The following is a 12336-nucleotide window of genomic DNA, read 5'->3' on the forward strand; positions in this document are numbered from 1 at the left end:
TGAGCGACAGGCTAACAGCAGGCATCGGCTTGATCTGGCGACTAGAAGACGTTAGTCGGGGGCAGCGGAAGAGCGGATCACGGTCCCAAGCAGACGTCCGGAGAAAGCAGCGAGCCAGGCAATTGTCACCACACTACGCACCCCCCATGGGGCGGGTTGAACCCTAACACGTACGCTTCAGCTCTTTGGGAAGAAAGGCATCAATTTCCTTGTCGGATAAAGTCATGTCTTCCAAACTCTTCAAGGCTTCTTGCGCCTTTTTGTAAGCCTTGTAGTTGGTGCTTGGGGCCCCCGCATACACGGCGTGCAGCTCCGACAGCAAGCCATCTCTGGCATTGCAGACCTTCTCAACAGAGGCGTTCCCGGCACGGAGATCGGTCAGGAGGTTCAAGTACTTCTCTCGAAGTAGCCAAATATCGGCTGACGCTTGTCGGTGCTTCTGAGCAATCTCGCCCAGATCGTAGTCTTTGGTATAGGCATTCAGCGCGAGCAGTGCCGTCGACAGAATGGCACTGACAACGGTCGCAACCGTCCCCCATATCTCCGAGAGGGTGGCAAGGATTCCGCCGGTCACCAACGCAGAAAGAATAACTTGCAGTAGCTTAATCAATTTGTGGCGATCAAGAAGGAGATCAGCGCATTTTTCATGCGTCTTGTGCGTATAGACAACACGTCCGTAGCATTCACGCAGCTGACCTTCAACAATCTCGGAACCATTAGTCGTAGTCACTTGCATCAGCCTCAATAGGAACGTGGATCCGATCCTTCGCCACCACTACGCCATCTTTTACGCAATAGCATTCGACAACGTGATCTCCGCGGAAACTGGTCTCTTCATTCTTATCTAGATGCCCGCCATCGAGAACGATCTGGCCGCGTATGCAGTTGCGCTTCTCGGCTTCGCCCCCCCGGTTTAGCACCCTCCAATAGATTTTGTAGGGCGCTCTAACCGAAAGGTCCTTTACCCAGAAGTGCAGCTTCTTACTTGATTTCAGGGGGATGTGTCTGAGCAGCATGTCGCTCAGGAAAAACTTGCGAAAACCGTTCTGCTTGACCTCACAATCGAGCTTCAGATGGCCTCGAATGTCAACCGAGAACTTGTCTTCAATGAACTCTTCGGTATTGTCCCAAGTGGGAGATGTAAAGGCTTTCTCCACCTTTCCTCCTGCAGATGGAAACGGTCTCCCATAGACGCCCTTCCACTTTTCGTTGACGTTAGTCTGGCCTTCAGCACTGATCGCCTGTATGCAAAGATCGTACGCCTTCCTGGCCTTTCGCTGAAACTTCTTCTTGACTCTGACACGCTGCCGGCTACCTGGGGCGGCGTATTCGTCTTGGTCTGGCTGGTCGGAGAGAAACTTGAAGAAGTCCCGACTCAACTCGTCGTAGTAGAGGAAACTCTTTGTGTCGTACGCCGTCGTCGAATTGAGGAAATTATAGGCGAGAGTGTCAATTAGCAGTCCACCCATTGAAACTCCATGCTTATTCTTCCAAGCTCGTACCATCTTGCACAAACGGCGCAGGTTGGCGTTCTTGGCGACATCCATGTCGGCAACCGCCTTCATCTCTTCCCTTGGCTTCGTGATCTTCCAACTGCCACCGTTCTTGGTGTCCGGGTACTTGTAGCTTTGGTCGTCCTGTTCGAAGACAGGCTGTACTTCGACGTGGAAATTCGTGTAGGTCACGGTGACGACGAGCCGGTCAACGCGAACTTGGGTCGTTGGATAGCGATTAAGAATCGCCTCCTTCGCATCCTGAAGCAGTTTCAACTGTCCCCCAGAATTGTTGTAATCCTCCCACTTCGACTTGGGCATGATGTAGAGAATGTCCAAGTCCGAAATTCCGTTAATGCCAGTCCTACGCCCAAAGGAACCGACTTGGAGCGTATTTGCCTCTCTAGACTCCGTATCACGGAATTGCTTATTGAGCGCGCAGGTCAGCTCACCATAGCGGGCACTTATGGTTTCTGTGTTGGTAATCGCCAGATTGCCAAGGAACTCGGAGAACATTTCTGCTACGGTCATCGCATCCTCATCGCAATAAGTACTTCCAGCGCCACCCGGCTTTACCGTCATTGGTTCCTATGAGCGTCATCGCCTGGATCTTTTCTTCAGGGCAGCTTCGTTGATCGGCGTCTCTTCGCCTGAGACGGTGCTCTCGCAGCGTCATTCGAATGAAGTTCCCGATGTCTCTCAGGCAAATTCTGAAGGCGTGCGATGTCGAGGGGGGAGGAGTTGAGGCGGAGTGCTCGGTTGCCCCCCGACATGGAGACGCAGGCTGACGGTGCTGTACCACGCGCTTGAGATTACGACGGCGGTGAATGTTCAGACCGGGCTCTAATACCCTATCAGGAACCGCCATCGCGGGGGGCTCGACGCCGGATCGAACCGCCTTTGAACTGCGTCCTTATCGCTACGGCCAAGGCGCGACCAGACTGCCAGGTCGTTCGGCCTGTTGGTCACATCGAAGCCCGCAGAAGCATTTATCCCGATGACATCCGCAATCATGAAGCGGTCATGGAACTCGCTCCAGATAAAAACTTCCGCAACCAACCCGCACGCCTTCAGCTGCGAGCCCAAATCGGAAAAGGCTCGCCGCCAATAGGGCTCATCGGGGGTTACGTGCTGTGGAAGCCCCTTGTTGAAGCTGCGATGGAGTTCAATCTTCGGCTTTGGGTCTCTGCTCGCCAATGGGGTAAGCAGCTGGTGAAGTTGTCCGTATCCCTGACTAGACGGATCGAGGTACGGATCGATGAACATGAAGGAATTGGCCTGCGGTAGAACACGACCCAAGACCCTCAGATAGTCCAACGTCTTGCGATCCACAGAAACGGTTGGGCTACGGCCTTGCCACCATGGGGTGGCTGTAAGCCGTTCAATGGACGCCACTTCGTTCTGGTTGAACTCTTGCTTTGTACCGTGACCGACGATGATCCCCGTCAATGCATCAACCGCGTTAGTCCCTAAAGCTTCATTGCACCAGTCAGTCGTGGATACAGGCTCCTGTTGGGCCTGTCTCGGGAACCTCCTGAGCCGGTTCCCTTGTACTAACTTTCTGATCAGCTCCCTGCTGAGCCTGTGGAGGCTCCCCGCGTTATCGAGGCAGTACTTGCGCCACCCCCCATCCGCCAGATCGCGTACCAATGCTTCCTGCAAGATCGGCTCGCGCAGAAATGGAAGGTACGCGTCAATCAAGGCCGCATTTGAGTAAGCGGTCGGGTCGAAAATATCCGGGACGAGGACATACTCGTCAAGCATCTCCGATCTGCTCCCTGAGCCCCTCTTCGAAGAAGCCGCCAGGCCAGGACTTCACAAGCTCACCCAACTCATTGAGCGGCATCTCTCGGACAATGCTGCGTGTTCCATTTGGCTCGACGTAGAGAACCGAAATGTCGTCTGGTGTAATCGGTGGCAGCCCCGTTTCTCTCCCCTGATGGGTTTCACGCATACGCCGCATGAATCGAAGGATTAGGTGCTCACTGTGCGTTTCGAGGATGAAAGTGTTTCTCCGCTCACCAAGAGCGGATTGAATAAAAACGTCACCGAGCTCAGCCTGCAAAGAAGGATGCAAGTGGATCTCTGGCTGCTCCATCGCCAATAGCTTCCCCCGGGAAGCGTAAGCCATCACCAGGACTGGGAGCACCTGGGAAATACCGATACCAACATCCCGGTGAGTGACAGCGGTTTTGCTCCGCATATCCATCAACACAAGCTCGTTGACGCGATCGATGCGCCCATCGATCACTGCGTTGTCTACCAATAGGTCGCTGTAGTTCTCGAAATCGTCTTTGATTGCCGACTCGATGGACTCGCCCTCGACCTCTTCGCCTCCGAACTCCCACGAGTCACTCGCTTCGAGTTGAATGTCACGAACCTGTTCCAGGTTCACAAGCTCCTTGATCCGAAGCTCGTACGGCGTCTTGAGCTTGTCCGACCCTAACCAGGCATTTACGGCTTTCCGGACATCACTGTTCCGACGCACCACGTCCCATGCGTAGCCACCACCGGCGTACCAGTTGTTGTCCTCATGCTCTGAATGCGTTAGGTGCCTCGCTGGAAATGAGCGAAGTGGTCCCAAGTACTGAAGCTGATTCAGTTCCCAAGCGAATACATCTGCAATACCTTTGATGAGGTCATTCAGTGTTTTCGGCAGCCAGAATGCCAAGGCCTTACTGACTTCACTCTCTACCGATGAATCCGCTTCCGAGATCACCACGCTCGACGGCAGAAAGTGATCTACCTGAACTTCGATGCGGGACAATAGAGCACCAAGCGCCTCATCGACTTCTCGTTTCCGCTCGCGCAATGCAAACGTACTAGTCTCGACAATGGCCTCAATGATCTGACTGAGCACACCGTGGTCACTATTCAATCGGTCGATACGTAGGGTCTGGAGTGCTCTTTCCCCGATCTCACCCTCGCGCTTCTTGACTTCGTCCTTGACTATTGCAGCCACTTCTTCGCGAGTGATCCCCGCCGCTGACGCATCCTCCAGAATTCTGTTTATTGCCTGAGGAAGATCCGCATCGATGTCACGCCATAAATCCGAGCTAAACCTTGCGGAATCTGAATCCGCAGGTCGACGACTCATTCGCAGTAATTCAACGTCGTCAACAAGAATCTCCATCGTGCTGATGTGTGGCTCCGCACCCTTGAGCGGTCTTCCTTCGTTATCGAGTTCCATCCCAAGAGTGACGATCAGCGCAACTTCATTGACGCCAGACAGCAATTGCTTCAGTTGCTGATAGCGAGGCACGGCACCCAGCTCGGAAACGTTGAGTACCGCGCCCCACTCGACGCCCTTATCTAGCTGACCGCGGTGAACGAACTGACGGTATCCCCCCAGGTCAATGGCACTTCCGCCAACCTCGGTATGACGTACATCTAGCCTCGCACGCCCCGGCTTCTTGCGTCCGAACTCCGCCTCGTGCGCCAATGCAAGGCTGTGAATGAAACTGGACTTGCCGGCACTGTTGGGGCCGAACACCAGAGTAATTGGTTTGATAGGTATGGTTTGTGTATCGGCAAAAGCCTTGAAGTTGCCTACACGCAAGGCTTTTAGGCGGCGACTCATGCTGCAATCTCCTTCGGCGTAGGCAGGTTCAACGTCTTCGCCTGCTGCTGCATTTCAGTCAGCAATTCCTGCATGTGCGCTTGTCGCCACTTGGCGGTGAGATCGCCTGAGAACGCCTTGTGCATTAGCGCCGAAAACAGCTTCTCGACGTCATGCGCAGCATCGTCCAGTGCGGACAACTGTGCCATGAAACTCTCGGCTTTTGTTGCGTAGTTCGTCTGTAATGCTTCATCCGGGCAAATGAAGGACTTTTCCTTGAGGAACTTGAAGTGCCGACTGTATCCAGCACTTGGTATATCAAGCATTTGACAATGCCAGTATGCAAAGAGGGGGTTGAAGCCTTCTTTCGATGTCAGTACACGCACACCGTCAGCACCAAGCACGAAGGGATGATCCACGAACTTGAAGATGCGGGTGTGGTCGCCAAATACTACGGCTGGAAATTCACCCTTGTAGAGAAGTGATTCGTCATCGGTATAACCGGCGACTTGCGATTGGCCTTGATCAATTACGGCTATAGCGCCAGACTCCTGAAACTGCTTGGATTGCAGCTTCGCATTGCCTGCCGTAGTGTCACGAAATGCCTCGTCGAAGGGTTTGACCGTCCACCCCATCGGATTCGCCACCGGATCGCCGAACATCTTAAGGAACAACGCCGGCAAGATGCGAGCGACCTTGTCATCTGCCGTACGGCGTAGACGACGCAAAGCATCGGCCTGGTCGAGCAATTCGACAATGCGGTGCTGTTCGCTCAACGGTGGCACTGGAATGCCCAGCTTTTCGAAGTTCCCCTTACTGAGAATTGGAACAACGGCGTTATTTGCAGCAGCAGTCAGCTGCTCAGTCGTCCGCATAAACCAATACATCACAAATCGCGGATTCAACGCATCACCACAAATCGCTGAATTGATTTGCTGATTGGTAGCAAGCTCAGTACCAGCGATCCCAACTCGTCCAATTGAGCCAATGCAGCAAACCATCACTGCATCCTTCGGGAGAAGCCGCGCTCGCTTTGCACCTTGCATCGATAAAGATTCAGCCGTAGAAACAACTGGCTCGGTTTCACCGAGCTCAGGTGGCTTCACCCACGGAAAATCTGTACCGTAATTCTCTTCGTCACTCTTGGGAGGCGTGTTACCCGTGACGACCTGAGCAACAGACTTGATTGGCATCACTGGCCAAGTCATTCCGCCAACTCCGCTTTCAGCTTTTCGAGGCCAGTGACGATCTTCTTGTAATCGATCAACACCTCGGACACTAGTTCAAGCGGGTCCTCATCAGAAGGCGCTTCGGCAATCCGCGGCTTCCACTGCCCCGCGCCCAGGTGGTAGCCGCCCTCAGCCAAGCGCTCTGTGGTCAGCCACCAACTGCTCGGCTCATCGCTACCCGCTTCCAGCAAGGTACCCGCTTCAACGCCGGGGACCGATGCGAAGCTATTGGTCTTGTACGCCTTCCATGCCTCAAGCAAGGACGGAATGTCGTTTTTGTCCGGCGTTTCCACACGGCCGCCGCCAGCAATCCTGTCCGGATCGAAACCGTCATTGCGGATTTCATAGAACCACACCTTATCCAGACGCTTCGCCTTGTCGGACAGTGGTTTGCGGAACACGAGCACCGCCGTCTTCACCCCCGCATAGGGCTTGAACACGCCCGCCGGCAAGCTGACCACCGCCAGCAGGTCGAAGTCCTCCACCAGTCGCTTGCGCAGTTCCACCTGTGCACCCGTGCTGCCGAACAGCAAGCCTTCCGGCACCACCACGGCGCAACGTCCACCCGGTGCCAGGTGTTGCATCATCAACGACAGGAACAGCAGTTCGCTCTTCTTGCTGTTGGTCGGCAAGTCGGAACGAATCGAATCCTTGGGCAACTGACCTGCAAACGGAGGATTGGCGAGGATTACCTTGTACTTGCGACGCAGGTCGTCTTCGTTCAGCCCGCCCATGTCCGAAAGCGCATTGGCGCGCTTCAGCTTGGCGTGACGGATGCCGTGCAGGACCAGGTTCATCATGGCGATACGCACCATTTGCCGCGACACGTCGGTGCCGTACACACTGGATTCCAGCACGTTCCAATCCGGGATCTTCTCGCCCGCGCCCTTACGGTAGGTCTGAAGGCGCGGCATTTCGGCCTTGAGCTCGGCCAGGGTCTTGCCCTTCTTTTCCAGCCAGTCCTCGCCGTAGATCGGGTATTCGCTGACGTGATCGGAGTACTTGGCCAGCAGAAAGTCCACGGCGTCGATCAGGAACCCTGCCGTGCCGCAGGCCGGGTCGAACAGGGTGTCGCCAATGTCCGGATCGGCCATTTCGACCATGAACGCGCGGATCTGCCGCGGGGTGCGGAACTGGCCGTTGAGTGAACTCGACCCAAGATGGGTGAGCATGTACTCGAAGATGTCGCCCTTGACGTCCGGCCCAAGCTTGGTGAACTCGAAGCCGTCGATCTCGTCGACTACTTCCTTCAGTACGTTCGGGTCGACGATTTCCAGCACGGCATCGCGGAAGTAGTCGGCCACCTCCGGCTCGTCCTTGGCCAGGGACGCCATGTAAGGGAACACTTCGTCACGAATGAAATCGCGCAGTTCGTTTCCGCTCTTGAAGCGCCACTTACTCCAGCGATAGCGCTCGGATTGCGCCGGGAACAGCGGCTTGGCGTTGCCGCCGTCCGCACCCAGCCGGGCGCGCAACTCGCGCTGGTTCTCTTCCTCATCCAGCAGTTTGAGGAAGATCAGGTAGGAAATCTGCTCGATGTAGGTAACTGGATTAGTTACGCCACCAGCCCAAAGGACGTCGGTGATGTGGTCAAGTTTGCGGCGGAGCTTGTTGTCCATTGGTTCTTCTTGTCTGGTTCAGGCCGTCCAGTTAGGCGGCCAGCACGGTGGAGTTGATTTCTTCGAGTACGCTGCTCAGGCCAGCTTCGCCAAACATCTCGATGCCGATCCCTGCGGCGTTGAGCAGGGACAGCGGCGGACTGAACAGGTCATCGATGCTGACCTTGCCCTTGGAGATGCCACGGTTCTTGAGCAGGGACAGGTACTGCGCCTGCGCCGGGCTGAAGTTCTTGCCGACCAGCCAGGCGCGGAAGTTCTCCTCAATGATTTCCGGGCGCGACTTGGTCTTGATGAGACCCAGAGCCTCGCGAATGAAGTCCACCAGGTTACCGCCGGGCTTGCGATAGGCGCGCCGCAGGTTGTCTTCGTTGAAGTAGCGCTGTGGCTGATTGAGGCGATGAGCCAGCGCTTCTTCTTCCTCGCTCGTCAGCGCGTCGCCGGCCTTGATCTTGACCAGCGCGGGGTCCTCGTCCGCGCCCTGCTGCACGGTCTTTTCCCATTCGGTCACGTACTCCCGCTTGTCCACGCGTTCGCCATCCGGTCCCACTTCGATGTAACTGACCGCTTGCAGCCATTCGTCGTCCAGACCAAGCTCGATCAGTTCGCGCCCAGTCGGGCCCGTGTGAGGTTGCGGCTTGCGATAGCCGCCACCACCAGAGCCGGTGAAGATGTCCGTATCCGAATCGTTGAAATACTGGTGATTGCCGAAGAAGTCGTATATGACGAACTTCTCTTTGCCAATGTGTGGCGCAGTGCGTGTGCCACGGCCACGCATCTGCTGGTACAGAATTGGGCTGCGAACCCGGCGACACATGACCAGGTGCAACACTTCACGGCAGTCAAAGCCGGTGTCCAGCATCCCTACACTGACCGCGACCATCGGCAGCTTGTCCTGCTTGAAGCGCCTGATGGCGTCATCAGCATCGGCAATATCCGAAGTGATGACTTCAGCGTACTTGCCCTTGTACTCGGGGTGCAGCTCGTTCAGATACTGGGCCAGCCGTGCGGCATGGTGCTTGGTGATAGCGAACACCACCGATTTGCCGGGACCATCCTTCTGGCCGGGCGCGAGTTCCTTGTAGTTCGCCCACGCGAGCTTGTCGAACTCCTGCATCATCAGCTTGTTGCTGGCCTCGTTCGTCCACTTGCGTTCGAACTCCGCAGGGTCGTACTGAGTGCCCTCCACTTCCGCGCCTTCGCTCATCAACGTGGTGATGCCAGTTGCGAACTTGTACGGGACAAGGTGGCCTTGCTTGAAGGCCTCCTGGATGGAATAGGAGTAGTCCGGCGTGCTGTCCTTGCACTGGTAGAACTGAAAGGTATTGCGCTCGATGTACATGGCCGGGGTCGCAGTCAGGCCGATGTGCAGGGCATCGAAATGCGCCAGCGCGGTCTGCCATGCCCCATAGATGGAGCGATGGCACTCATCCATCACCACCACGTCGAAGTACCCGCTTGAGAGCTCCTCTACGCGACCCATCATGGTCTGCAACAGGCACACCGTGATCTGTTTTTCCTGACGGGCCACGCCTGGCTTGAGCCAGTAGCTGGAGTACTGCGGCAGCAGGTCCTGGATGGCCTCGATGGCCTGCTTGGCCAACTGTTCACGATCCACCAGGAACAAGATGCGCTCCGCATGGCCAGCCTGGATCAGGCGCTTGAGGTAGAGCGCGATCAGATCGGTCTTACCGCAGCCGGTGGGCAACTCGATCAGGAAACGACGCTTGCCCAGTTCGGCGGCATGGTCGAGCGCCTTCATTGCCTCCTGCTGGTACGGACGCAGCAGGCGTGTCTCGCCTGTGCGGACATAGGTTTCTGGGATCTCGACTTCGGCCAGCGGCTTACGCTCGTTGCGCAGATGAACGAGTCGTTCCAGATCGCGGCGCGTGTACAGCGAGGACACCGGACGGGCATCGTCGTTCTGGTAGTCCCAGAAGTAGATCAGCTCGCCATTGGTGAGAAAGATGAACGGGGCACCGACCTTCTTCGCGTACGGCAACGCCTGCTGTTTGGCGGTATACGGATTGATGGCCTGCTTTTTGGCTTCAATGACTGCCAGCGGTCGACCGCGCTGGTCCAGCAGGACGTAGTCGGCGAATCCCAATCCCCCCGCGTCGGCCGTGCGCACAGCCTCGGCTACCGAGCCAGCCTCCCCAACTCGGAAGGCCTCCGAAACCGGCACCTCGGTACGCACCTGCGACTTGTCCGCCGGCGCCCAGCCGGCCGCCCGGAGCAGGTCGTCGATCAGGATGCGGGCGTCGGCTTCGGAGGTCGGTGGGGTCACTGGAGTCGGTTGGATATGGGAGAAAGGGCTTGGGCCGGGAAGGGGGCCGGCTGTGTTGCCTACCACCATACTTTAACGGGCCTACCCCCTCGATTCGCCCATGATCTGAGACTTGGAGGGCTGTCGGGGAGGAATCGAGGCGGATTCCCTGACTTGGAGCCTGTGGCTGCCCCCGTCCACAATGGGCAAATGCACCCGACCCCCGACCTGCTGACCGCCATATCCCGCCTGCTCCCCAGGATTGCCGAGGAGAGTGGCGATCGGGAGGAGATTCCCGAGGCCGAGCTTATTCAGCGCCTGATCGACGCTACGAGCGTCGGATCCGAGGAGGCACGCACGGCGCTGGGCATCGTTCGCCGCATGCTCCAGGCGCTCTCTGTGCTCGATGAGAGCCGTTTGAGTAGCGATGTCTGGGCCTTCGCTTCCTTCCCGGCATCCTTGATGGCTCGGAGCGTACTGGGCGGCCTTGGCGTGGCGGAATTCAGACTGCTTGAACCAGGCTTCTGGAATGCCAGTGAGTACCTGGTCGACCGGCAGCGTGCGCTAATCAAGCGATCAGAGGAACTCCGCGCAGCCCTACCGGCCGGCCTGGTGCCTATCCGCCGGGTCTGGGTCTCCTGGGCTTGGATCGCGCTGGACGGGAAGTTCCTGATGGTGCGTCGAGAGGATCCCGCCCCCCACCGGGACGGTAGCCGAGGGCAATTCGTGTTCCCGGGCGGCCGAGTGTGCAACGAGGACTTGCCGGAACTGGAGTATCTGACCCCCTCTCAATGCCTGGACTTCTTCGATCCCAACATGGAGATCGACCCGAGTCACATCCGCTACGCCTTCTCCCAAGCCGTGAGGCGGGAACTGCGAGAAGAACTCGAGATTCCCAACAATGCTTTCGAGGCGGAGATTCCCGTGGGGGAACCCATCCACTACATCGCCTTGGAAGGCGCCAAGAGCGCCTACTCCGCTACCGAGTATCACATCCAGCCCTTCAAGGTTGCCCTGAAGGATGCTGGCAAGACTGCCCTACTGCGCTGCCTGGCTGCACATCCAGAGCGTTTCGCGTGGTTCACGGCGGAAGAGTTGGCCGCTGGTGCCAATGCTGCAGGCGCCAAGGCCTTCGTCGATGCCATTCGGCAGGGCGGTCCGGCACTCGACCCGGATGCATTCGCGATTCCCATCGGCAACACCTTCCCCTTGAAGGATCCCATCGATATTCCTGGCAAGCCTTCGGAGCCCTTTGCTGTCGGCATCGCAGGCCGAGAGCGTCAAGTCCATGTCGACCTGGACGATGACGAGATCAAACAGCTGAACTGGCTTGCTGCCGTGCGCCGCGGGGACGATATCGAAGAGTTGGCCATTGGTGTGTCGATCGTCAGCAGCACCGGCTGGGCTCTCATCGAAAACGATCACGCTCTCGCAGAACTGAGGACGCTTGCCGCCAAGTTGGACGCAGCAGGGCTGCCGCTACTGGATTTCCACGACCGGGCCGTTCGTTTGAATGCGTTGACCCCGTACTTCTCACGCTCATCACTGTCGATGGAGATTCAGGACGAACGCCGCGGGAAGTCGTACCGCCTGAACCTATCGCGCCACCGCTTGCAGTCGCCTCTGGGAATCGCCAGCACCAAAGAGGCCTCGGTATACCTACCAGAGGTCCTGGGCAACGCGATTTATTCGCTGGACCAAGGCGATCTTCAGCCTGCTTTGGACAACATCGAATCCGTCAAGCGAATGCAGCGTGAGATACGGGGGTTTCTGGACTCGATTGGGGCGCGACTACTAGTTCGCCAAGTTGATGGAGTCCCTGAGCTTGCGGTTGGCCGTTAAGGAAAGTCTGAACAACTCGCCACCTGTGGGCGACAATAGGGCATCACCTCCGGGATGACTTCTGATGCAGCTGACATTCGGTGACGCCGAAGATCTGGGCCAACGCAAGCAGACGCGGCGGGAGGTGTTCCTGGCGGAGATGGAGCAGGTAGTGCCGTGGAAGGCGCTGCTGTCGCTGATCGAGCCGCACTATCCGAAGTTGGGGCGTCCAGGCCGGCAGCCATATGCGCTGGCCACGATGCTGCGCATCCACTTCCTGCAGCAGTGGTACGCACTCAGCGACCCGGCGATGGAAGAGGCCTTGTACGACACGCCGGTGATGCGCCGGTTT

9 protein-coding genes are annotated in these 12336 nt (G+C 57.2%); 2 read left to right on the forward strand and 7 right to left on the reverse strand.

Annotated elements, in window-relative coordinates; translation table 11 throughout:
• Positions 1-163: 163 nt before the first annotated feature.
• The 7 genes from G582_RS0111630 to G582_RS0111660 form a co-directional block, all read right to left on the reverse strand.
• Complete coding sequence (locus G582_RS0111630) at positions 164-736, reverse strand: SLATT domain-containing protein (RefSeq protein WP_028839982.1); 573 nt, start codon at positions 734-736, stop codon at positions 164-166.
• Positions 717-2024 carry a nucleotide-binding domain-containing protein gene (locus G582_RS0111635; protein WP_028839983.1) on the reverse strand — a complete coding sequence of 436 codons (1308 nt, stop codon included), beginning with the start codon at positions 2022-2024 and terminating at the stop codon, positions 717-719. Before G582_RS0111635 ends, G582_RS0111630 begins: the two co-directional genes overlap by 20 nt.
• A gap of 312 nt (positions 2025-2336) precedes the next feature.
• Positions 2337-3257: a hypothetical protein gene (locus G582_RS0111640; RefSeq protein ID WP_028839984.1), complete on the reverse strand. Its 921-nt coding sequence runs from the start codon at positions 3255-3257 to the stop codon at positions 2337-2339.
• Positions 3250-5073, reverse strand: a complete 1824-nt coding sequence (locus G582_RS16470) for a DUF3696 domain-containing protein (protein ID WP_038053940.1) — start codon at positions 5071-5073, stop codon at positions 3250-3252. The genes G582_RS0111640 and G582_RS16470 overlap by 8 nt, the downstream gene beginning before the upstream one ends.
• Positions 5070-6245, reverse strand: a complete 1176-nt coding sequence (locus tag G582_RS17600) for a restriction endonuclease subunit S (protein ID WP_169380628.1) — start codon at positions 6243-6245, stop codon at positions 5070-5072. Before G582_RS17600 ends, G582_RS16470 begins: the two co-directional genes overlap by 4 nt.
• Positions 6246-6256: 11 nt before the next feature.
• On the reverse strand, positions 6257-7900 hold the full coding sequence (locus G582_RS0111655; RefSeq protein WP_028839986.1) for a type I restriction-modification system subunit M: 1644 nt from the start codon (positions 7898-7900) through the stop codon (positions 6257-6259).
• A gap of 31 nt (positions 7901-7931) precedes the next feature.
• Complete coding sequence (locus G582_RS0111660) at positions 7932-10184, reverse strand: type I restriction endonuclease subunit R (protein ID WP_028839987.1); 2253 nt, start codon at positions 10182-10184, stop codon at positions 7932-7934.
• A gap of 189 nt (positions 10185-10373) precedes the next feature.
• Between G582_RS0111660 and G582_RS0111665 the strand changes: the two genes are divergently transcribed.
• The gene (locus G582_RS0111665; RefSeq protein WP_028839988.1) at positions 10374-12005 is read left to right on the forward strand and encodes an NUDIX hydrolase; all 1632 of its coding nucleotides are present in this window, start codon (positions 10374-10376) and stop codon (positions 12003-12005) included.
• A gap of 64 nt (positions 12006-12069) precedes the next feature.
• Positions 12070-12336, forward strand: a 267-nt coding sequence (locus tag G582_RS0111670) for an IS5/IS1182 family transposase (RefSeq protein ID WP_028839989.1), incomplete at its 3' end; no start/stop codon positions are given.

Origin of the sequence: Thermomonas fusca DSM 15424 (assembly GCF_000423885.1) — a bacterium.
Lineage (GTDB): Bacteria > Pseudomonadota > Gammaproteobacteria > Xanthomonadales > Xanthomonadaceae > Thermomonas > Thermomonas fusca.

What these genes read in the sequence shown, in the direction of transcription:
- G582_RS0111635 (WP_028839983.1), bottom strand. Translation starts at nt 2,024, where the DNA reads ATGACCGTAGCAGAAATGTTCTCCGAGTTCCTTGGCAATCTGGCGATT.
- G582_RS0111655 (WP_028839986.1), bottom strand. Translation starts at nt 7,900, where the DNA reads ATGGACAACAAGCTCCGCCGCAAACTTGACCACATCACCGACGTCCTT.
- G582_RS0111630 (WP_028839982.1), bottom strand. Translation starts at nt 736, where the DNA reads ATGCAAGTGACTACGACTAATGGTTCCGAGATTGTTGAAGGTCAGCTG.
- G582_RS0111665 (WP_028839988.1), top strand. Translation starts at nt 10,374, where the DNA reads ATGCACCCGACCCCCGACCTGCTGACCGCCATATCCCGCCTGCTCCCC.
- G582_RS16470 (WP_038053940.1), bottom strand. Translation starts at nt 5,073, where the DNA reads ATGAGTCGCCGCCTAAAAGCCTTGCGTGTAGGCAACTTCAAGGCTTTT.
- G582_RS0111640 (WP_028839984.1), bottom strand. Translation starts at nt 3,257, where the DNA reads ATGCTTGACGAGTATGTCCTCGTCCCGGATATTTTCGACCCGACCGCT.
- G582_RS17600 (WP_169380628.1), bottom strand. Translation starts at nt 6,245, where the DNA reads ATGCCAATCAAGTCTGTTGCTCAGGTCGTCACGGGTAACACGCCTCCC.